Source organism: Burkholderia ubonensis (assembly GCF_902833085.1).
In the GTDB taxonomy this organism is placed as follows: domain Bacteria; phylum Pseudomonadota; class Gammaproteobacteria; order Burkholderiales; family Burkholderiaceae; genus Burkholderia; species Burkholderia ubonensis.
Window position 1 is genome coordinate 51,294 of record NZ_CADFEB010000014.1, and the last position, 20,167, is coordinate 71,460.

19 protein-coding genes are annotated in these 20,167 nt (G+C 68.1%); 10 read left to right on the plus strand and 9 right to left on the minus strand.

Annotated elements, in window-relative coordinates:
* Nucleotides 1–50: 50 nt before the first annotated feature.
* The 5 genes from prfA (at nucleotide 51) to HWX31_RS32635 (ending at nucleotide 3,911) form a co-directional block, all read left to right on the plus strand.
* The gene (gene prfA / locus HWX31_RS32615; protein ID WP_010092831.1) at nucleotides 51–1,133 is read left to right on the plus strand and encodes a peptide chain release factor 1; all 1,083 of its coding nucleotides are present in this window, start codon (nucleotides 51–53) and stop codon (nucleotides 1,131–1,133) included.
* 7 nt (nucleotides 1,134–1,140) lie between these two features.
* Entirely contained in the window at nucleotides 1,141–1,986 is an 846-nt protein-coding gene (prmC, locus tag HWX31_RS32620; protein WP_174959538.1) for a peptide chain release factor N(5)-glutamine methyltransferase, read from the plus strand.
* Nucleotides 1,987–2,063: 77 nt separating this feature from the next.
* Entirely contained in the window at nucleotides 2,064–2,375 is a 312-nt protein-coding gene (gene grxD / locus HWX31_RS32625; protein WP_045566745.1) for a Grx4 family monothiol glutaredoxin, read from the plus strand.
* Between the two features lie 14 nt (nucleotides 2,376–2,389).
* Nucleotides 2,390–2,986, plus strand: coding sequence for a UbiX family flavin prenyltransferase (locus HWX31_RS32630; protein ID WP_059612137.1), 597 nt, complete (start codon nucleotides 2,390–2,392; stop codon nucleotides 2,984–2,986).
* A gap of 133 nt (nucleotides 2,987–3,119) precedes the next feature.
* Nucleotides 3,120–3,911: a DODA-type extradiol aromatic ring-opening family dioxygenase gene (locus HWX31_RS32635; protein ID WP_174959536.1), complete on the plus strand. Its 792-nt coding sequence runs from the start codon at nucleotides 3,120–3,122 to the stop codon at nucleotides 3,909–3,911.
* Nucleotides 3,912–4,009: 98 nt separating this feature from the next.
* Here HWX31_RS32635 and HWX31_RS32640 read toward each other — a convergent pair whose 3' ends face one another.
* The gene (locus HWX31_RS32640; RefSeq protein WP_174959534.1) at nucleotides 4,010–5,608 is read right to left on the minus strand and encodes an APC family permease; all 1,599 of its coding nucleotides are present in this window, start codon (nucleotides 5,606–5,608) and stop codon (nucleotides 4,010–4,012) included.
* Between the two features lie 421 nt (nucleotides 5,609–6,029).
* On the opposite strand from HWX31_RS32640, the gene HWX31_RS32645 reads away from it, so the two are divergent.
* Nucleotides 6,030–6,233 carry a cold-shock protein gene (locus tag HWX31_RS32645; protein WP_006400508.1) on the plus strand — a complete coding sequence of 68 codons (204 nt, stop codon included), beginning with the start codon at nucleotides 6,030–6,032 and terminating at the stop codon, nucleotides 6,231–6,233.
* 75 nt (nucleotides 6,234–6,308) lie between these two features.
* Here the strand turns inward: HWX31_RS32645 and HWX31_RS32650 are convergent, their stop codons facing one another.
* The 3 genes from HWX31_RS32650 to HWX31_RS32660 all read right to left on the minus strand — a co-directional run bounded on the left by HWX31_RS32650 (nucleotide 6,309) and on the right by HWX31_RS32660 (nucleotide 9,815).
* Nucleotides 6,309–7,559, minus strand: a complete 1,251-nt coding sequence (locus HWX31_RS32650; protein WP_174959532.1) for an Hsp70 family protein — start codon at nucleotides 7,557–7,559, stop codon at nucleotides 6,309–6,311.
* A 220-nt stretch (nucleotides 7,560–7,779) separates the two neighbouring features.
* On the minus strand, nucleotides 7,780–8,385 hold the full coding sequence (locus tag HWX31_RS32655) for a nitroreductase family protein (RefSeq protein WP_174959531.1): 606 nt from the start codon (nucleotides 8,383–8,385) through the stop codon (nucleotides 7,780–7,782).
* A gap of 146 nt (nucleotides 8,386–8,531) precedes the next feature.
* The gene (locus HWX31_RS32660; RefSeq protein ID WP_174959529.1) at nucleotides 8,532–9,815 is read right to left on the minus strand and encodes an MFS transporter; all 1,284 of its coding nucleotides are present in this window, start codon (nucleotides 9,813–9,815) and stop codon (nucleotides 8,532–8,534) included.
* 212 nt (nucleotides 9,816–10,027) lie between these two features.
* Between HWX31_RS32660 and HWX31_RS32665 the strand changes: the two genes are divergently transcribed.
* Nucleotides 10,028–10,648: a TetR/AcrR family transcriptional regulator gene (locus HWX31_RS32665; protein ID WP_174959527.1), complete on the plus strand. Its 621-nt coding sequence runs from the start codon at nucleotides 10,028–10,030 to the stop codon at nucleotides 10,646–10,648.
* An 84-nt stretch (nucleotides 10,649–10,732) separates the two neighbouring features.
* Nucleotides 10,733–11,314 carry a DUF1415 domain-containing protein gene (locus tag HWX31_RS32670; RefSeq protein WP_059654310.1) on the plus strand — a complete coding sequence of 194 codons (582 nt, stop codon included), beginning with the start codon at nucleotides 10,733–10,735 and terminating at the stop codon, nucleotides 11,312–11,314.
* 74 nt (nucleotides 11,315–11,388) lie between these two features.
* On the opposite strand, the gene HWX31_RS32675 is transcribed toward HWX31_RS32670, so the two are convergent.
* From HWX31_RS32675 to HWX31_RS32685, 3 genes are all read right to left on the minus strand, one after another.
* The gene (locus tag HWX31_RS32675; RefSeq protein ID WP_174959525.1) at nucleotides 11,389–12,267 is read right to left on the minus strand and encodes a class I SAM-dependent methyltransferase; all 879 of its coding nucleotides are present in this window, start codon (nucleotides 12,265–12,267) and stop codon (nucleotides 11,389–11,391) included.
* Between the two features lie 95 nt (nucleotides 12,268–12,362).
* Entirely contained in the window at nucleotides 12,363–13,496 is a 1,134-nt protein-coding gene (locus HWX31_RS32680; protein WP_059612119.1) for a methyltransferase, read from the minus strand.
* Between the two features lie 120 nt (nucleotides 13,497–13,616).
* On the minus strand, nucleotides 13,617–14,111 hold the full coding sequence (locus HWX31_RS32685; RefSeq protein WP_174959523.1) for an LEA/WHy family protein: 495 nt from the start codon (nucleotides 14,109–14,111) through the stop codon (nucleotides 13,617–13,619).
* Between the two features lie 578 nt (nucleotides 14,112–14,689).
* Between HWX31_RS32685 and HWX31_RS32690 the strand changes: the two genes are divergently transcribed.
* Entirely contained in the window at nucleotides 14,690–16,849 is a 2,160-nt protein-coding gene (locus HWX31_RS32690) for a M1 family metallopeptidase (RefSeq protein WP_174959521.1), read from the plus strand.
* 319 nt (nucleotides 16,850–17,168) lie between these two features.
* Nucleotides 17,169–17,819: a hypothetical protein gene (locus HWX31_RS32695; protein ID WP_244143904.1), complete on the plus strand. Its 651-nt coding sequence runs from the start codon at nucleotides 17,169–17,171 to the stop codon at nucleotides 17,817–17,819.
* A gap of 92 nt (nucleotides 17,820–17,911) precedes the next feature.
* Here HWX31_RS32695 and HWX31_RS32700 read toward each other — a convergent pair whose 3' ends face one another.
* Together HWX31_RS32700 and HWX31_RS32705 are read right to left on the minus strand one after the other, a co-directional pair.
* Nucleotides 17,912–18,931 (minus strand): transporter, encoded by a 1,020-nt coding sequence (locus HWX31_RS32700; protein ID WP_174959519.1) that lies wholly within the window; start codon nucleotides 18,929–18,931, stop codon nucleotides 17,912–17,914.
* Between the two features lie 198 nt (nucleotides 18,932–19,129).
* On the minus strand, nucleotides 19,130–20,131 hold the full coding sequence (locus HWX31_RS32705) for a phage tail protein (protein WP_174959517.1): 1,002 nt from the start codon (nucleotides 20,129–20,131) through the stop codon (nucleotides 19,130–19,132).
* Nucleotides 20,132–20,167 lie beyond the last annotated feature (36 nt).

Below are 20,167 nucleotides of genomic sequence, written 5' to 3' on the forward strand. Positions count from 1 at the left end.
AGCCGGCCTATCCTTTCCGAATACCTTGCCCGGGAGCGCCGCTCCACATCATGAAGACGAGCATGCAACGCAAGCTCGACCAGCTTTCCACACGGCTGGCCGAACTGAACGACCTGCTGAGCCGTGAGAACGTCACGGCCGATCTCGACCAGTACCGCAAGCTGACCCGCGAGCACGCGGAACTCGACCCGGTCGTCGGGCAATACGCGCTGTGGCGCCAGTCGCTCAGCGACGAAGCGGCGGCGCAGGAGCTGCTCGGCGATGCGTCGATGCGCGACTTCGCCGAGGACGAGATCCGCAGCGCGCGCGACCGGATGGTCCAGCTCGAAGTCGAGCTGCAGAAGATGCTGCTGCCGAAGGACCCGAACGACGACCGCAACATCTTCCTCGAAATCCGCGCGGGCACCGGCGGCGACGAGTCGGCGCTGTTCGCGGGCGACCTGCTGCGCATGTACCTGCGCTTCGCGGAGCGCCAGCGCTGGCAGGTCGAGATGATGTCGGAGAGCGCGTCGGATCTCGGCGGCTACAAGGAAGTGATCGTGCGGATCGCGGGCCAGGGCGCGTACTCGCGCCTGAAGTTCGAATCGGGCGGCCATCGCGTGCAGCGCGTGCCGGCGACCGAGACGCAGGGGCGCATCCACACGTCCGCGTGCACGGTCGCGGTGATGCCGGAAGCCGACGAGATCGGCGAGGTCGAGATCAATCCCGCCGACTTGCGGATCGACACGTTCCGCGCGTCCGGCGCGGGCGGCCAGCACATCAACAAGACCGATTCGGCGGTGCGCGTCACGCACCTGCCGACCGGCATCGTCGTCGAGTGCCAGGACGACCGTTCGCAGCACAAGAACAAGGATCGCGCGCTGAAGGTGCTCGCCGCGCGGATCAAGGACAAGCAGTATCACGAGCAGCACGCGAAGGAAGCCGCGACGCGCAAGAGCCTGATCGGCTCGGGCGACCGCTCCGAACGGATCCGCACGTACAACTTCCCGCAGGGCCGGATGACCGATCACCGGATCAACCTGACGCTCTACAGGCTCGAAGCGATCATGGACGGCGACCTCGACGAACTGATCGCCGCGCTCGTCAGCGAGCACCAGGCCGAGCAGCTCGCGTCGCTCGGCGACGCCGACTGAGGCCGCGATGCGCGCCACGACCACCGCCCTCGACCTGCTGCGCGCGTCGCCGCTCGACCCGGTCGACGCGCGCGTGCTGCTCGCCTACGCGCTCGGCTGGACGCGCACGCAGCTGATCACGCGCGGCGACGAGCCGCTCGACGCGGCCGCCGTCGAACGCTATCTCGCGCTCGAGGCGCGCCGCGCCGCCGGCGAGCCGGTCGCACAGCTGGTCGGCATGCGCGAGTTCTTCGGGCGGCCGTTCGACGTCACGCCCGACGTGCTGATTCCGCGCCCGGAAACCGAATTGCTCGTCGAAGCGGCGCTCGATGCGATCGACGGGATCCCGCATCCGGCCGTCCTCGACCTCGGCACCGGCAGCGGCGCGATCGCGGTGTCGATCGCGGCCGAGCGGCCCGATGCGCGCGTATGGGCGCTCGACCGCTCGGGCGAAGCGCTCGCCGTCGCGCGGCGCAACGCGGACAAGCTGCTCGACGCGCACCGCCCCGGCGGGCCGCTGCATTGGCTGCAGAGCGACTGGTACGCGGCGCTCGATCCGGCGCTCGCGTTCGACGCGATCGTCAGCAACCCGCCGTACATCGCGCAGCACGACCCGCACCTGTCGCAGGGCGACCTGCGCTTCGAGCCGCGCGGCGCGCTCACCGACGACGCGGACGGCCTCACCGCGATCCGCGCGATCGTCGCCGGCGCCGGCGCGCGCCTGAAGCCGGGCGGCTCGATATGGATCGAGCATGGCTACGACCAGGCCGAAGCGGTGCGCGCGCTGCTTGCCGCGCATGGCTTCGTTGCAGTCGAATCGCTCGCCGATCTCGCCGCGATCGAGCGCACGACCGGCGGCCGGTTGCCCGGCTGATGCGCGCCCAGGCCCGGCCCGCCCGGTTGAAATCCGCTATCATTTCCTTCTAACGCCCCGCTAACGCAAGGTCAGTCATGGACACCCAACAACGTATCAAGCAAATCGTCGACGAAAACCAGGTCGTGCTCTTCATGAAGGGCACCGCGCAATTCCCGATGTGCGGCTTCTCGGGCCGCGCAGTCCAGGTGCTGAAGGCCTGCGGCGTCGACCAGTTCAAGACGGTCAACGTCCTCGAAGATGACGAAATCCGCCAGGGCATCAAGGAATTCTCGAACTGGCCGACCATCCCGCAGCTGTACGTGAAGGGCGAGTTCGTCGGCGGCTCGGACATCATGATGGAGATGTACCAGTCGGGCGAGCTGCAGCAACTGTTCGCCGCCGCGTAATCCCCCTCCCCCCGATGGAACCCCGCAGCGCGCCGCCGCGCCGCCTGATCGTCGCGATCACCGGCGCCACCGGCGCGATCTACGGCGTGCGGCTGCTCGACATGCTGCGCGCCGCCGGCGGCGTCGAAACGCATCTGCTGATTTCGAGCGCCGGCTGGCTGAACATCCAGCACGAACTGAAGCTGTCGAAGGCCGACGTCGAACGGCGCGCGGATGTCGTGCACTCGGTGCGCGACGTCGGCGCGACGATCGCGTCCGGCTCGTTCGCGACCGACGGCATGGTGATCGCGCCGTGCTCGATGAAGACGCTCGCGAGCGTCGCGCACGGGCTGTCGGACAATCTGATCACCCGCGCCGCCGACGTCACGCTGAAAGAACGCCGCCGCCTCGTGCTGATGGTGCGCGAGACGCCGTTCAACCTCGCGCATCTGCGCAACATGACCGCCGTCACCGAGATGGGCGGCATCGTCTTTCCGCCGCTGCCGGCCTTCTACGCGATGCCGAACACGATCGAGGAGCTCGTCGACCAGACGGTCGCGCGCGTGCTCGACCTGTTCGCGCTCAGCGCGCCGCTGACGACGCCCTGGGAAGGCATCCGGCACGCGCAGTAACGGCGCGCGTTTCATGGCGTGCAAGGCGCGCCGATTATCAACAAACGAGAGCGAATCAAATTCGCAGGCGCGGATTTATAAACGGCAGGTGTGAGCCTATAGTCACAGGCAACCTCATCGCAGGGCCACCACCATGAACCGCTTGCCTTCGCTTTACCTGTCCCACGGCGCGCCGACGCTGCCGATCGATCCGACGTTGCCGTCCGGCGCGTTCACGCGCCTCGGCGCCGAGTTGCCGCGCCCGCACGCGGTGCTGATGCTGTCCGCGCACTGGGGCACGCAGCAGCCGGTCGCGAGCACCGCACGGCAGCCGGAAACGATCCACGACTTCTACGGCTTTCCGCGCGCGCTGTACGAGATCCAGTATCCGGCGCCGGGTGCGCCGGACGTCGCAGAACGCGCGGCCGACCTGCTGAACGCGGCCGGCATCGCGACCCAAACGGTCGAGCACGGGCTCGATCACGGCGCGTGGGTGCCGATGCTGCTGATGTTCCCGGACGCCGATGTGCCGGTCGCGCAGCTGTCGATCCAGCCGCGCGCGGATGCCGCGCATCACTTCGCGCTCGGCCGCGCGTTGCGGCCGCTGCGCGACGAAGGCATGATGGTGATCGGCTCCGGCCAGATCACGCACAACCTGCGCGCGGCGGATTTCGGCGCGGCGCCCGAGGATGCCGACCCGCGCGTCGCCGAGTTCACCGACTGGTTCGAGGCGAGGCTGGCCGCGCGCGACCTCGACGCGCTGCTCGACTATCGCCGCCAGGCGCCGCACGCGGTGCTGATGCATCCGACCGACGAGCACCTGCTGCCGGTGTTCGCGGCGCTCGGCGCGGCGGACGACGATTACCGGCTCGGCATCCAGTCGCTCGGCACCTACCAGCGCGTACTGGCGATGACGAACTACGTGTTCGCCGGCGCGAACGACTGAGCCGCGCCCGCCCAAACAAAAAGCCCGTTCGAGCCAGGCTCGAACGGGCTTTTTTCCGTGCCCTGCCGCCGCCGATTCCGGCGGCAGGCCGGCATGCGTCAGGCGCCGACCCCTTCGAGGATCTCGTCGCTCGCTTCGCGCTCGTCGAGATACTCGGTGCGGTAGCCCGTGTTCACGCCCCAGAAGTAGAACACCAGCGAGATCGCCGCCACGATGAGCATGTCCCAGCCGTACGGCAGCACACCATGACCGCCGAACTCCTTGCTGCCGATCAGCGACAGCACGGCCATCGTCGGCAGGTAGGCGACGAGCCACCATGCGGCCTTCAGGTCGCGGCCCCAGCCGCTCCAGCCCGCCTTGGCCTGGAAGTAGAAGTACACCGGCAGCGCGACGATCATCAGCAGGATGATTTCGCCGGTCAGCGGCCACTTCGCCCAGTACAGGATCAGCGACGCGCAGACGAACGCGAACGGCGCGATCAGCTTCATCAGCGGGATCGTCAGCGGACGCTCGATGTCGGTCGCCGCGCGGCGCAGCGCCATCAGGCTGATCGGGCCGGTCAGGTACGAGATCACCGTCGCGACCGAGATCACCGCCGCGAGCGAGCTCCAGCCGCGGAAGAAGAACAGGAAGATGAACGAGACCAGCAGGTTGAACCACATCGCCTGGCGCGGCACGCCGTAGAGCGGGTGCACGTTGCCGAACATCTTCGGCATCGTGTTGTTGCGCTCCATCGCATAGATCATGCGGGTCGTGGTCGCCATGTAGGTCGTGCCGGTGCCGCTCGGGCTGATGAACGCATCGACGTACAGCAGGATCGCGAGCCAGTTCAGGTTCAGCGCGATCGCGAGTTCCGCGAACGGCGACGAGAAGTTGAAGTGCGCCCAGCCCTTCGCGACGTCGGCCGGGTTCACCGAGCCGATGTACGCAACCTGCAGCAGCACGTAGATCACGAGCGCGATCAGGATCGACGAGATCACCGCGAACGGCACGCTGCGCGACGGATTGCGCGCTTCGCCCGCGAGGTTCACCGGGCTCTGGAAGCCGTTGAACGCGAACACGATGCCGCTCGTCGCGACCGCGGTCAGCACCGCCGACCAGCCGTACGGCGCGAACGCCTCGTTCGACGTGGTGCCCAGGTTGTCCGCATGGAAGCTCGACAGCATCAGGCCGGCGATCGTCAGGCCGGGGATCAGGAACTTGAAGATCGTGATCGCCGTGTTCGCGCGCGCGAACGCCTTCACGCCCCAGTAGTTCAGCAGGAAGTAGATGACGACGAGCACGGCCGACAGCAGCAGGCCCGGTGTCGTCAGCTCGCCGTTCACGAACAGGCTGTGCGCCCAGTCATACGGCCAGGTGCTCATGTACTGGATCGACGCCTCGGCCTCGATCGGAATCACCGATACGATCGCGATCCAGTTCGCCCATGCGCTGATGAAGCCCACCAGCGACCCGTGCGAGTAGCGCGCGTAGCGCACCATGCCGCCCGACTCAGGGAACATCGCGCCCAGTTCGGCGTACGTCAGCGCAATCGCGAGAATCACGACCGCGCCGATGATCCATGCGCAGATCGCTGCCGGACCGGCGATCTTCGCGGCTTTCCAGGCGCCGAACAGCCAGCCCGAGCCGATAATCGAACCCAGCCCCGTCAGCATCAGTGCAAACGGGCCGATGTTCCGTTGAATAGAACTCTTCACATCCTCTCCTATGTCTCAAAAAGCATGGTCGGCCCGCAGCCCGGGATCGGCTCGAACTGCACCGCGCACGCATTCTTGGGGGGACGGATCACTCGGTCGGAGCAACCCGGTCCACGCGGCGCGTAGTTTAACGGTTGCACCTGGACATTTGCGCCAAAATCGATCATCCCCTACAAAAAATCCGTGAAATCTGCAATGTTTGTAAGCTCTAAATTCGTAATAACCCTGAGTACATGGAAATCCGGTTGACCGCGACGCGAATTAGCCGTATAAAGATCCACGCAGGATTTCAAGCGGCGAGTGAATTGGTTCTTTCGTAGTTCGCCCATCAACGGTACTCCGGTTGGTCCCATTACCCCTTCCTTGAATTTCCGCGCCCAATGGGCTTCGGCCCCGTTTTATCTTTTTAGGAACAAGTAACATGGCAACCGGTACCGTCAAGTGGTTCAATGACGCTAAGGGCTTCGGCTTCATCACCCCGGAAGGCGGCGGCGACGATCTGTTCGCGCACTTCTCGGAAATCCGCGTCGAAGGCTTCAAGACGCTGCAAGAAAACCAGAAGGTCGAATTCGAAGTGAAGACGGGCCCGAAGGGTCTGCAAGCTGCGAACATCCGCCCGCTGTAAGTTCAGCGCGAGATTTCGTCTGAAAGAAAAAGCCCCGCTTCGGCGGGGCTTTTTTTGTTTCGTCGCCGGCGGCGCTCAGCCGAACAGGCGCTGCGCGTGGATGCCGAGACCGGTCGCCACGCTGGCCAGCCGGTCGCCGAACACCGGCTGCGCATCCGCGAACGCCGCCGCGAGCGCGCCCGACAGGAACGCCAGCCCGGTCGAGCCGCCCGTGAAGTACAGCGCGCCGACGTCGCGCGGCGCCACACCGGCGAGCCGCACCGTCTCGCGCGCGGCGTCGACGATCCGTGCGGTGTCGTCGCGGCTCGCATCGACCAGCCGGTCCGCGTCGAACGCGATCTGCAGGTCCTCCTCGACGTCGTTCAGGTCGATCATCGTCTCCCCGCCCGCCGCGACGCCGATCTTCGCTTCTTCCGCGCGCGCCATCAGCGCATGGCCGAGCCGCAGCTCGACCACCCGCGCGAGCCGCTCGAACTGCCGCGCGTCGACGTACAGATGCTTCATCAGCTTCAGTTCGCCGAGCCGCTTCGGCGTATAGACCGTGTTGATCAGGTGCCAGGTCGCGAGATCGAAATAGGTCCGGTTCGGCAGCTCGCGCCCTTCCGGGTCGAGCGAGCGGTAGCCGAACGCCGGCAGGATCGCGGACAGCTCGACGCGGCGGTCGTAGTCGGTGCCGGCGACGTGCACGCCGTGGTGCGCGAGCACGTCGTCCTTGCGCTCGAGGCGCGCCATCCGCTGCGGGCCGACCCGCACCAGCGAGAAGTCGGACGTGCCGCCGCCGATGTCGGCGACGAGCACGAGCCGCTCGTCGCTTTGGCGCGACTCGTAGTCGAACGCGGCGGCGATCGGCTCGTACTGGAAATGCACGTCGGCAAAGCCGACCGCGCGCGCGGCCGCTTCGAGCTGGTCCTGCGCGAGACGGTCGGCGCGCGGATCGTCGTCGACGAAGAACACCGGCCGGCCGAGCACCGCGCGGCCGATCGGCGCGCCCGAGCGGGCCTCCGCCTTGCGCTTCAGGTGCGTGAGGAAGCGCGCGATGATCTCCGTGTACGCGATCGCGGAGCCGTCGCCGAGATCGGTCGTCGTCTCCGCGAGCGGCGAACCGAGGATGCTCTTCATCGAGCGCATCAGGCGGCCGTCGAAGCCGTCGATGTAGGACGCGAGCGCCGCGCGGCCGTATTCGACCGCCCCCTCGTCGTTGTTGAAGAAAATGGCGGTCGGCAGCGTCAGGTGGTCGCCCTCGACGGGCGCGAGCCGCATGCCGTCGCCGTCGGGCAGCGCCACAGCGGAATTGGACGTGCCGAAGTCGATCGCGCAGTAAGTCATGGGAAGGTGCCGCCGCATGGCCGGCGCGAAAACGGAAAGGACGGGCTTTTTAACATGAAGCCCGCGGGATCACAACCGCAAGCGGCAAGTGACACCGGGCCGTGCCGGCTCGATGAATTCGGGGCCACAACGCCCGGCGGGCGGGCGTCGCGAGCCCTTGCCAGGCTTGCCCGGGCCGACGCTCGAGCGTGAGCTTCGACCCGGCCGACAAGTCTTCGCGTCAGGCCGCCGTCTCGAAGGCCTTCTTCCACGCGCCCGCGTACACCACGTCGCCGATCGGATGGCGCGTGCGCGGCGCCTTCTCGCGATCGCGCAGCACCGGATCGAGCTTGTCGGCGTCGCCATAGTGGCCGATCGAGATCAGCGCCGGAATCGCGACATCGTCGGGAATCGCGAACGCGTCGCGGAACGCATTGGCGTCGAAGCCGCTCATCTGGTGCGCCGCGAGGCCCAGCGCATGCGCCTGCAGCACCAGCGACAGCGCGGCCGCGCCCGCGTCGTACAGCGCGGTCGGTGCGGGCTCGCCCTTCTGCGTGAGCGTATGCGCGGTCACCGCGATCAGCACCGGCGCCGGCGCATTCCAGCCCTGGTTGAACGGCACCAGCGTCGCGAACGCGCGCTTGAACGCAACCTCGTCGTGCGTGCGATCGAACACGATGAAGCGCCACGGCTGCGCGTTGTAGGCCGACGGCGCCCAGCGCGCCGCCTCGAGCACCGCGTGCAGGTGCTCGGCGCTGACCGGCGCGTTCGAATAGGCGCGCGGGCTCCAGCGGCCCGCGATCAGTTCGTGAATCGAAACGGTGGTAGGAGCAGGTTTGACCGACATGCGGATCCTCGCTGATATCGATGAAAGGGCGCGAACGCCCGGCGAACCGCAAGCATAACCGGTTGCGCGCCGGCGCGCCCGCCGCTGCCGATCAATGCAAATCGCCAGACCTGCGTTGGCCCCGGACGCATCGTCCGGGGCCGACGTCAGACCGGTTGCGCCGCCGCGGGCGCCGTGCCGCGGTTGATGCGCAGCACGATCAGCGCGCCGACGATGCACAGCGCGCCGGAGACCATCGACGCGACCGTATAGGTGCCGAGGCTCGCGCGCAGCATCCCCGCGCCGAGCGCCGCGAACGCCGCGCCGAGCTGGTGGCCGGCGACGATCCAGCCGAACACGACCGGCGCGGCCGCCTTGCCGAACACGTCGGTCGCGAGCCGCACGGTCGGCGGCACCGTCGCGATCCAGTCGAGCCCGTAGAACATCGCGAACAGCGGCAGCCCGAAGAAGTCGATGCCGAACGCATGCGGCAGGTAAATCAGCGACAGCCCGCGCAGCCCGTAGTACCAGAACAGCAGCACGCGGTTGTCGTAGCGGTCCGACAGCCAGCCCGACAGCGTCGTGCCGAACAGGTCGAACACGCCCATCGCGGCGAGCAGCGACGCGCCCTGCACTTCGGTCATCCCGTAGTCGCTGCACATCGCGATCAGATGGGTGCCGACGTAGCCGTTGGTGCTCGCGCCGCAGATGAAGAAGCTGAAGAACAGCAGCCAGAAGTCGCGCGAACGGCTCGCGGTCAGCAGCGTGCGGAGCGCGACGGTGAGCGGGTTCTCCTTCGTCGCCTCGGCGGCCGGCGGCGCATCGGCCGGCTCGCCGTACGGACGCAGCCGCACGTCGGCCGGGCGCTCGGGCAGCAGGAACGCGACCAGCGGAATCACGATCGCCGCCGCCACCGCGACGACCAGCACGACCGGCCGCCAGCCGTGATGCTGCGCGATCGCCGCGAGCATCGGCAGGAACACGAGCTGGCCGGTCGCCGTGCTCGCGGTCAGCACCCCCATCACGAGGCCGCGCCGCGCGTGGAACCAGCGCGTGACGAAGGTCGCCGACAGCGTCAGCGCGACGACGCCCGTCGAGCTGCCGACCATCAGGCCCCAGATCAGCACCATCTGCCAGCTCTGCGTCATCATCGACGACAGCGCGACGCCTGCGCTCATCGTCGCGAGCGCGGTGAGGATCGTCGGCCGCAGCCCGAAGCGCTGCATCGCCGCCGCCGCGAACGGGCCGGTCAGCCCGTACAGCGCGATGTTCACCGAAATCGCCAGCGAGATTGCCGCGCGACTCCAGCCGAGCTCCCGTTCGAGCGGGACCATCAGCACGCTCGGCGTCGCGCGCGTGCCGGCCGCCGCCAGCAGGATCAGGAATACCACCGCCGCCGCGAGCCATCCGTAGTGGAAACGCCCGCCGATTCGTCTTGCTGCCCAGTTCATGTCCGATTTCTCCTGATGACCGGATCCAGTGCTTGTTCCGGTCCCATGCAAAACGGGCCACCTCCGCCGCACGCCACGTCGGCCGGCCCGGGCCGACGTCTGGCAGTTGTCATCGATCCGATCGCATTGTTACCGATCGGTCACAAGTGTGTTGCGATCGTAGTTACCAGTCGGTAACATGTCAAGCATTCAATTTAGACATCGAGGGCAACATGTCCGACATCGAGGCCGCCAAGCCCGCGTCGCGACGCGGGCGACAGGCGATCCCGGGCGCCGCCGCGCAGGAGCACCTGCTGCGCGCCGCCGAGGAGCTGTTTTACAAGGAAGGGGTGCGCGCGGTCGGCATCGAGGCCGTCGTGGAACGCGCGGGCGTCAACAAGATGAGCCTGTACCGCCAGTTCTCGTCGAAGGACGAGCTGGTGCTCGCGTACCTGGAGCGGATGGATGCGTGCTTTTTCGAGCGCTTCGACGCGAGCGTCGCGAAGCATCCCGGCCAGCCGAAGGCGCAGCTGGTCCAGTATTTCGTCGATCTCGCCGAGCGCGCGTCGCAGAAGGACTACCGCGGCTGCCCGTTCGTGAACGTCGCGGCGGAATTCCCGGACGCGTCGCATCCGGCGCGCGAACGCGTCGCGCAGAACAAGGAACAGCTGATGGCCCGGCTCGTGGCGCTGTGCGAAAGCGCCGGCGCGCGCGCGCCGGCGAAGCTCGCCGATTCGCTCGCGCTCGTGATCGAGGGGATCTATGCGGCAAGCCAGACGTATCGGCACGGCGCAACGCCGATCGGCATAGCGCCCGAGCTCGTCACGCAGCTGATCGAGGCCGCTTGCGCGTGATCAACGGCGAACGGGCCGCGCGGCACGCTGGGCCGCGCGGCCGCCCGCTACAATGCGACTCCCGCCGCCCCACCCCGCACCGCCATGACCGACGCCCGCTCCGATTCACACGACTCGCACGACGAGATCCTCGCCGCCACCCGGCACTGGCTCGCGCGCGCGGTGATCGGGCTCAATCTGTGCCCGTTCGCGAAGAGCGTGTACGTGAAGGATCAGGTGCGCTATGCGATCAGCGAGGCCACGACGCTCGAGGACGCGCTCGCCGATCTCGAGACCGAGCTGCGCGGGCTCGACGCCGCCGACCCGCAGCAGGTCGACACGACGCTCGTGATCTACCCGCATGCGTTCGCGGAATTCCTCGACTACAACGATGCGCTGTTCTTCGCAGACCGGCTCGTCCGGCAGCTGAAGCTCGACGGCGTGCTGCAGATCGCGAGCTTCCATCCGCGCTACCAGTTCGACGGCACGGAGCCGGACGACATCGAGAACTATACGAACCGCGCGCCGTATCCGATCCTGCACCTGCTGCGCGAGGACAGCATCGCGCGCGCGGCCGACGCGTTCCCGGACGCGTCCGCGATCTACGAAAAGAACCAGGAAACCCTGCGCCGCCTCGGTCATGACGGCTGGCGCGACTGGATGAGCCGCCCCGGCGACGACGTCTGAGCAGTAATTGCGTCGGCGCGCCGCGCCGGAGGAACGCTCGACCGCCGCGCCCCGGCCTAACGTGATTCAGCGGCTCACTGTGCGGCCGGCGCCGTTTCCTCGCCGCCCTGCGGCACGAAGAACCGCTCGCGCAGCTCCGCCAGCCCGAACATGTCGAGAATCTCGTTCAGCCGCTCGCTCGGCCGCCGGCGCGGCAGGTTCTTGTACTGCGCGATGATCAGCTCGTTCTTCATCGAATGCTCCCAGCCGACCAGCTCGGTCACGCTGACCTGATAGCCGTGCGCTTCGAGTTGCAGGCAGCGCAGCACGTTGGTGATCTGGCTGCCGAACTCGCGCGTGTGCAGCGGATGCCGCCACACCTCCGTCAGCGCGCTCGCGAGCGACTTGCCCTTGTTCCGGCGCAGCACGCCCGCGATTTCCGCCTGGCAGCACGGCACCAGCACGATGTGCCGCGCGCGCTTCGCGAGCGCGAAGCGGATCGCGTCGTCGGTCGCCGTGTCGCACGCGTGCAGCGCGGTGACGACGTCGACCGTCTCGGGCAGCTGCGGCGACGTGATCGAATCGGCGACCGACAGGTTCAGGAACGACATCCCGCCGAACCCCAGCCGCGCAGCGAGCTCGGTCGAGCGCGCGACCAGCTCCTCGCGCGTCTCGATCCCGTAGATGTGCGACGCGAACGCCGGCGTGCCGTGCCCCGGCTGCTGCTTGAAGAACAGGTCGTACAGGATGAAGCCGAGATACGACTTGCCCGCGCCGTGGTCGACGAGCGTCACGGCGCCCCGGTCGGCCTGCACGCCGGCGAGCAGCGGCTCGATGAACTGGAACAGGTGATAGACCTGCTTCAGCTTGCGGCGGCTGTCCTGGTTCAGCTTGCCGTCGCGGGTCAGGATGTGCAGTTCCTTCAGCAGCTCGACGGACTGCTCGGGACGGATTTCGTGGGTCTTGTTCGACATCGGGAAGCGGCGCCGGGCCGCGTGCGAACGATGCGCGCGGCCCGACGGCGAAAAAAAAACGTGAGGAATGGCGACAGTTTACCGAAAACGCGCGCTCAGCTCCGCGCGCCGAGCCGCCACAGCGACGTCACCTCGGCGCGCCGCGCCGCGTAGAGCGGATCGTCGGCGTCGGCCGCCTTCGGATGCGCAGGGCGGATGTCGTCGCGGCCGAGCACGACGAGGCCGGCGGCGTCGATCCACTGCAGCAGCGTGTCGCGCGGCCGCAGGCCGAGATGCTCGGCGAAATCGGACAGGATCAGCCAGCCCTCGCCGCCCGGCGCCAGATGCGCGGCGAGCCCGGCGAGGAAGCCGCGCAGCATGCGGCTGTCCGGATCGTAGACCGCGTATTCGATCGGCGCGCTCGGCCGGGCCGGCACCCACGGCGGGTTGCAGACCACGAGCGGCGCGCGGCCGGCCGGAAACAGGTCGGCCTCGACGACGTCGACCTGCGCCGCGCAGCCGAGCCGCTCGACGTTTTCTCGCGCGCACGCGAGCGCCCGCGGGTCCTGGTCGGTCGCGACGACGCGCTTGACGCCGCGCGCGGCGAGCACCGCGGCCAGCACGCCGGTGCCGGTGCCGACGTCGAACGCCAGCGTGTCGGCCGGCAGCGGCGCGCGCGCGACGAGCTCGACGTACTCGCCGCGCACCGGCGAAAACACGCCGTAGTGCGGGTGGATCGCCGCGCCGCCGAGCGCCGGAATCGGCACGCCCTTCTTGCGCCATTCATGCGCGCCGACGAGGCCGAGCAGCTCGCGCAGCGACACGACCGACGGCGCGCCGCCGGGGCCGTACGCTTCCTCGCATGCGGCACGCACGTCGGGCGCGCGGCGCAGCGGGATCGTGTAGTCGGCGTCGAGCGGAATCAGCAGCATCCCGAGCGTGCGGGCGCGCTGCGACTGCGCGAGGCGATGCAGGTTGAACGCGTCGACGCCGGCCGCGGCCTTCGCCTTCTTCGGCTTGCGGTCGACGCGGCGCGCCATCGCCTGCACGAGCTGGCGCGCATTCTGGAAGTCGCCCTGCCAGACGAGCGCGGTGCCCTCGCACGCGAGGCGGTAGGCGGCGTCGGCGTTGATGCGGTCGTCGGCCGGCACCGCGCGCTTGGGCGGCGCCACGCCGGCTTCGGAGCGCCAGCGCACGGCATGATCGACGCCGGCGGCGTCGGTCCAGTGGAAAACGGGAAAATCGGTCACGCGAATTCGGAACGGTTGACTTCAACAGGCGGCGGAAATGCGCCGTGCGGACGACACCTTACCCTGCTTTGCGTAACGGGCAAAGCGCGGGCGCATGCTGCAGCGCGTCGCGGCGATGCGTCACCCGCCCGACGCCGGCAGCGCCGGCAGGCGCAGCGTGCCCGCATCGGAAAAGTGCACGGCGCCGAGCGCGCCGCCCGCGAGCCGGCCGCGCAGCGCGTACGGCAGCTCGCCCGCCGACGCGGCGCCGGCCAGGCCCCACACCTGCCGCGCCGCCGCGAACGCGGACACGGATACCGGCACGTCGAGCACCGCCTCGCCGAAGCGCGGCACGACGCCCGCGCGATCGCTGACGCCGCTCGCGAACGGCTGGCCGTTCAGCTCCAGCGCCACCGCGATGCCGTCGTACTCGATCGGCGCGTCGTTCGGGTTCTGCACGCGCAGCTTCAGCATGAAGCGCATCTCGAGCCCCTGCCCGACGAGCGGATCGAGCCCGGCGACCGACACGCGCACCTGATCGCGCATCAGGCTCGCGCACCCGCCGAGCAGCAGCACGGCGACGAGGAACGACAGCACGGCGCGCAGCGGCGCGGCACGAAACGAAACAGGCGGCATCAGCGGACTCCTCGCGACAAACGATCCTCGCTGCATTGTACCGGGCACCCGCCGGCGCACCGGATTTCGTAGTCCGCGCGCATGCCCAATATGGTTAATACATTAAAACTACGAGTTTCCCGGCAAAACGGAAAAGCAAACCCTTAACTTTTATCGTGCAATGCAACACAGAAATTTGAATCAATGCAGATTCTAAATTTTTCGTTTCCTTTACTCAAAACCATCAAGTATATTGACCCATCCTTCGAGCAAGCTGACGAACCTTGTAGCTGCATGACGGCGATTTTACGGAACGGCGCACGCGCGTTCCGGTCCCGCAGCGCAAGGCCGACCGGCTTCGTGGGTCGTCGATTCGATGGGGTTGCGCGTGCGCCCGGGAAAATCGAACCGGCAAGTCAACCGACAAACGAGAATCAATAGGGGGCAACAAACCATGATTATCTTCACGTAGTCATCCGGCCGTATTTTCGAATAATCCGCCATTGGCGTTTCGCATCGCTGTTGATTAACGGCGGGGGAATGCTTTTGCCGGGCGTTTTCGCAGCACTGAACGATTCTTTCAATAACGAGGATTCAGTATGTGGATGAACATTCGCAAGATGCGTTATCTGCCGATGGTCGCCGCGCTCGCGCTCGCCGGATGCGGCGGCGATGACGGCGGCGTCGGCTCGGCGTCCGCGCTGGGCGCGGCCGGCAAACCGAACGGCGCGTCGACGCCCTCGGCATCTCAGCCGGCGGCGTCCAATGTCGACAAGAGCGTGCACCCGGTCGAGCTGCCCGACACCGTGGTGCCGGTGAACTACCGGCTGTGGTTCCGCCCGAACGACGCGCTGAACGCGTTCGACGGCCGCGCCGACGTCGAGATCAAGGTGCTCAAGCCGGTGTCGTCGATCGTGGTCGCCGGCCACCGGATCAAGTTCACGAACGGCCGCGTCACGCTGCAGCCCGGCAACATCCAGCTGATCGCGACGCCGCAGGACAAGGGCGACTTCTACCAGCTGCGCCCGGCGAGCGGCACGATCGCGCCCGGCAGCTACTCGCTGCACATGGAGTGGTCGGGCATCATCAACTTCAAGACCTACGACGATCCGGTCAACCACACGGGCGGCAGCTGCGGCGACGATCCGTATCCGGGCTGCTCGGCCGCCGAAGGGGTGTTCCGCGTCGACCTGAAGGCGACCGACGGCACGACGAGCGGCGCGATCCTCACGCAGGGCGAAACCAACCTGTCGCGCCAGTGGTTCCCCGGCTGGGACGAGCCGGCGTTCCGCCCGACCTATGAAGTGACCGCCGAAGTGCCGCAGAACTGGCGCGTCGTGTCGAACGGCGCCGAAAAGCCGTCGACGAACGTCGGCGGCGGCTACAAGCTCGTGTCGTTCGAGAAGACTCCGCCGATGCCGCAGTACCTGGTGTTCTTCGGCGGCGGCCTGTTCGACACCTACGAGGACGACTTCTCGAGCCCGCTGCCGGACGGCCGCGGCCTGCACCTGCGCGTGTTCACGCCGCCGGGCATGCGCGACTGGGCGCAGCCGGCGATGCAGCGGACCAAGCAGGCGCTCGATTTCTACTATCGCTACACGGGCATTCCGCTGCCGCTGAAGAAGTTCGACACGGTCGCCGCGAACGACGCGTTCAAGGCCGAGAAGAACCTGAACTTCGGCGGGATGGAGAACTGGGGCTCGATCCTCGAGTTCGCGGACGACATCCTGCCCGAGCCGGGCAAGCCGATGTCGCGCTACGGCAACCAGGTGCTGACGCATGAAGTCGCGCACCAGTGGTTCGGCGATCTCGTCACCACCGACTGGTGGGACAACGTGTGGCTGAACGAGTCGTTCGCGCGGTTCTTCGAAGTGAAGACGACGATCCAGTTCTTCCCGGACGAGTTCAGCTGGCTCGACCAGGTGACGAACAAGTATCGCGTGATCAACCGCGACATCGGCCCGAACGCGTTCCCGGTCGCGCCGAACTTCAACGGGTGGGCCTCGAACGACTTCGTGGTGAGCGCGAGCGCGTTCGTCTACAACAAGGGCGCCCACGTGCTGAAGACGATCGAGAACTTCGTCGGCGAGCAGCCGCTGCGTCAGGGCCTGCAGCAGTACCTGACCGACTACTCGTTCGGCAACGGCACGCCGAAGCGCCTGTGGGATGCGGTGTCGAAGTCGACCGGCCAGGCCGTCGGCCCGATCGGCGACAGCTACACGCGCCAGACCGGCGTGCCGCTGGTGTCGCTCGACACGCAGTGCGACCTGACGAAGAACCAGACCATCGTCACGCTGAAGCAGCAGCCGTTCCCGAACAAGAACCCGTATCCGGGCACGCAGTGGACGGTGCCGATCACGCTCGCGTATGGCCAGGGTCTCGCCAATCGCACGACTTACGCGCTGAAGGATGCGCAGGCGCAGATCCGGATCGACGGCTGCACGGGCGTGGTGGCGGACCCGAGCGGGCTCGACTACTACGTCGTGAACTATAGCGACGTGGCTTGGAGCGGGCTGCTCACGCAGGTCAACCGCTCGACCGATCCGGTGCTGCTCGCGAACCTGAAGAGCGAAGCCGCGCTGCTGGTCGCGAACAACCTCGCGCCGGCCTCGCGCTCGACGTCGATCGGCTCGGTCGCTTCGCCGGCCGCGACGCTCCTGCGCATGACGCCGCGGACCAACGAGCTCACGACGCCGCAGGAACGTCCGGCATTGCGCTATCAGGGCACGTTCGCGCCGCGCAAGGCGCTCACGCAGTAACGCCTGTCCGTCCGGCGCCGCGCAGCCTGCGGCGCTGGCCGGCCAACGCGCTTCCCGCTGCTTCGACGGGCCTCGCATGCGAGGCCCATTTTCATTGGCGGCCGTCCGTCATGCCCGGGCGGCGGCCGTTGCGGCTTGCGAGACGGGCCTCTCGCGTTCCGTTTGGGCTGCATGACAGCCCCGTGACGAAGCCTCAACGTTTCGCAGCGGCTGCCGATATCCCTCGGAGCGGGCGCCGAAATCGCGGCCCCCGTAGGCCACGCGCGCAGGCAGGCCGCGCGCGCATGGCGGGATAATCGCAACCGAATGGAATCGCCAGATGAAAATGAAGTGGGCAGGTTATTTGGTCATACTAATGAGTTTCGCGGCGCAGCCGGCGTGCGCGGATGAAATCTACGGCGGCGTGGCGACGGACGGGATCGGACTGGGATACGGCCACGCCGTGACGCGCTATGCGAACCTGCGCGCGGAATTCGACGGTTTCGCGTTGTCGCGCTCGTTCAACGCGGGCGACCTGCGCTACGACGCCCATCTGGACCTGTATCACGGCGGGCTGTTCGCCGACCTGTTCCCCGCGCCGTCGGTCGTGCCGTTCCATCTGACGGCGGGCCTGATCATCGGCGGCGACAACATCGACGCGACCGCGACGAGCATGACGGGCACCTACCGAATCAACGGCGTGACCGTGCCGACCGGCGGCGAGACGATTCACGCGAAGGCGAAGTTTCCGGTCGTGCGCCCGTACTTCGGGCTCGGCTTCGGCCACAACCCGAGCCATCGCGGGCTGTCGGCGTTCTTCGACGCGGGCGTCGCGTTCGGCAAGCCTCACGTGGACTTCGACGTGCCGCAGAACATCGTGGCCGCAGCGGGACAGTCGAACGTCGACGCGGAGGAGGCGAACCTGCGCGACAAGGCCAACCGGCTGCGCTTCTATCCGATCGTCAAGGTCGGGGCGACCTACCGCTTCTGAGCGGCGCGCGACGCGGGCGGCCGCCGCGCCCCCGCGTCGCCCCCCGTATTGCGCTACCGTATTGCGCCCCCGTATTGCGCCCCCGTATTGCGCTACCGTTCGCCGCCGCGCCGCCAGAACGCCCACCACGCGGCGAGCCCCGTGAAGCCGGCGACGAGCAGCACCATCAGCCAGAAGCCGTGCTTGTTCTCCGAGAACGGAATCCCGCCGACGTTCATCCCGAAGAAGCCCGCGACGATGTTGATCGGCAGCGCGATCACGGTCACGAGCGTCAGCGTGAACAGCGTGCGGTTGTTCTGCTCGTCGAGGCGCGAGCCGATTTCTTCCTGCAGCAGCTTGATCCGCTCGACGAGCCCGGCGAGATCGGCGAGCACCAGCGAGAACTCCTCGGTCGACTCGCGCAGCTCCTGCACGTCCTCCGCATGCAGCCACGCGGGCGGCTTCGCGAGCAGCCGGAAGATCGAGCCCGGCTCCGGCGCGAGCATGCGCTGCAGCCGCGTCAGCGTGCGGCGCATCGCGCCCAGCTCGACGCGGCTCGCGGTCAGGCGCTGCGACAGGAAGCGATCCTCGATGCGGTCGACGTCGACGCTTGTGCGCCGCACGATCCGGATCAGCAGGTCGGCCTGGTCGCGCAGCAGATGCACGAGCAGCTCCGCGGGCGAACGGAAGCGCTCGCCGTCCCGCACGCTCGCGCGCAGCGTGTCGACCGAGCGCAGCGGCTTGAGCCGCGCGGTGACCATGATGCGCCGCTCGACGTGGACGAACAGCGTCGCGATCTCCGACGGCGTCAGTTCGAGATTGAACATCACGTCGTTGACGATCGCGCGCAGCGCGCCGTCTTCCTGTTCAATGCGGGTCGAGCGCGATCCTTCGTGCAGGAATTCGAAGAAACTGTCGGGCAGCCCGAGGTGCGTGCGCATCCAGCGCTCGCTCGCGCCGTGCGCGAGGTTGAAGTGCAGCCAGACGAACGCCTCGTCCGGCGCAGCGGCGCGGTGCCCGCGCAGCCAGTCGGCGGCGGCCTCGGTGTCGAGCATCGCCCCCGGCTCGCCGGGCGTGAACCTGAACCCGCACACCATGCCGGAGGTATCCGCGCCGTAAGTCTGTACGATCATGTCGAAGGTCGTGCGGCGCGCGGCGGACGGGCATCATCGGCGGGCGCGCCGCACGCGCCCGGACGCCGCGCAGGGAAAGGAACCACGACGTATGCCCGACCGGCGTGACGTTTTCGTGACGACGTCACGAACGGTGGCACGGCGTCGAAAGCAACGCGCCGCCCGGCGGGCGGCGCAAGCATCGGCAACGGGGGCGGCTTACTGGCGGTTCTGCGACTGCGCGGCGGACGGGCACGCGGGGTCCGCGCCCCAGTGGCCGTCGCACACGCGCCACCGGCACAGCTGATCCTCGAAGAAGCCGCGTTCCGAACACTCCTTCACGCGCGCGGCGAGCGTCGCGCCACCCGCCGTCGCGGAGGTCTTGGTCGGCGCAGCCTGCGCGGCCGTCGCCGCGGGTTTCTTGTCGGCCGGCTTCGTGCGCGCGACAAGCGCCGCGAGCAGGTCCGCATCCGGATCGTCCTTTGCACTCGCCGTGCGCGTCGACGCGTCGCGACGCTTCTTCGCCTGCGCGACTTCGGCCTGCTGCTCCTTGCGACGCTTTTTGGCCTCGGCCTTTGCTTCGGCTTTTGCGTCGGCCTTCGCGCGCGCGGCGTCGGTCTTGCTGCGGGCGGCGACCGTGGCGGCCGAGGTCGCCTTGGCCGCCGGTTTCGCGCCCTTCGCGACGTCGGCTTTGGTTGCCGCGGCCGGCGCGGCGACGCCCGACGCAGCGGCACCCGACGCAGCGGCGCCCGACGCATCATCGGCGCCGCTCGCGAGCGCGCGCGACAGGCGGCCGTTGTCCGCGGCGGGCGCGGACGATGCGGATGCAACGGTTCGGGAAGCTGCGTCGTCGTTGACGATCGTGGCGGGCTGCGGCGCGCTCGCGGCATGCGCTACCTGCGGCGCAACGGCGCTGGCGGGCGCGGCCTTCGCCGGCACCGGCGCGGCAGGCGCGGCGGGTGCCACAGGTGCGGCAGCCACTGCCGTGGTGGTATCGTCCGCCTGCTGCATGCGCCACGCGCCCCAGCCGCCGACCGCGACCACGAGCGCGACGACGGCTGCGATCGGCGCCTTCAGCGAACGGCGCGGCGGTTCGGGCTGCGGTGCGACGCGTCCCTCCAGGTCCGCGAGAATCCGCGACTGCTGGGACCCGTCGGCCTGTTTCGTGTCGGACAGCAGGCTGGGCGGAGTTTTTGAATTCGAATTGTCCGGCGCACTCATTCAGTGTCTCATTGAATCCTGGTTTAATTCGCCGCG

Bases quoted from the DNA above. Each gene is read 5' to 3' on its own strand.
- prfA (WP_010092831.1), top strand. From the start codon at position 51: ATGAAGACGAGCATGCAACGCAAGCTCGACCAGCTTTCCACACGGCTG.
- prmC (WP_174959538.1), top strand. From the start codon at position 1,141: ATGCGCGCCACGACCACCGCCCTCGACCTGCTGCGCGCGTCGCCGCTC.
- grxD (WP_045566745.1), top strand. From the start codon at position 2,064: ATGGACACCCAACAACGTATCAAGCAAATCGTCGACGAAAACCAGGTC.
- HWX31_RS32630 (WP_059612137.1), top strand. From the start codon at position 2,390: ATGGAACCCCGCAGCGCGCCGCCGCGCCGCCTGATCGTCGCGATCACC.
- HWX31_RS32635 (WP_174959536.1), top strand. From the start codon at position 3,120: ATGAACCGCTTGCCTTCGCTTTACCTGTCCCACGGCGCGCCGACGCTG.
- HWX31_RS32645 (WP_006400508.1), top strand. From the start codon at position 6,030: ATGGCAACCGGTACCGTCAAGTGGTTCAATGACGCTAAGGGCTTCGGC.
- HWX31_RS32650 (WP_174959532.1), bottom strand. From the start codon at position 7,559: ATGACTTACTGCGCGATCGACTTCGGCACGTCCAATTCCGCTGTGGCG.
- HWX31_RS32655 (WP_174959531.1), bottom strand. From the start codon at position 8,385: ATGTCGGTCAAACCTGCTCCTACCACCGTTTCGATTCACGAACTGATC.
- HWX31_RS32660 (WP_174959529.1), bottom strand. From the start codon at position 9,815: ATGAACTGGGCAGCAAGACGAATCGGCGGGCGTTTCCACTACGGATGG.
- HWX31_RS32665 (WP_174959527.1), top strand. From the start codon at position 10,028: ATGTCCGACATCGAGGCCGCCAAGCCCGCGTCGCGACGCGGGCGACAG.
- HWX31_RS32670 (WP_059654310.1), top strand. From the start codon at position 10,733: ATGACCGACGCCCGCTCCGATTCACACGACTCGCACGACGAGATCCTC.
- HWX31_RS32675 (WP_174959525.1), bottom strand. From the start codon at position 12,267: ATGTCGAACAAGACCCACGAAATCCGTCCCGAGCAGTCCGTCGAGCTG.
- HWX31_RS32685 (WP_174959523.1), bottom strand. From the start codon at position 14,111: ATGCCGCCTGTTTCGTTTCGTGCCGCGCCGCTGCGCGCCGTGCTGTCG.
- HWX31_RS32690 (WP_174959521.1), top strand. From the start codon at position 14,690: ATGTGGATGAACATTCGCAAGATGCGTTATCTGCCGATGGTCGCCGCG.
- HWX31_RS32695 (WP_244143904.1), top strand. From the start codon at position 17,169: ATGAAAATGAAGTGGGCAGGTTATTTGGTCATACTAATGAGTTTCGCG.
- HWX31_RS32700 (WP_174959519.1), bottom strand. From the start codon at position 18,931: ATGATCGTACAGACTTACGGCGCGGATACCTCCGGCATGGTGTGCGGG.
- HWX31_RS32705 (WP_174959517.1), bottom strand. From the start codon at position 20,131: ATGAGTGCGCCGGACAATTCGAATTCAAAAACTCCGCCCAGCCTGCTG.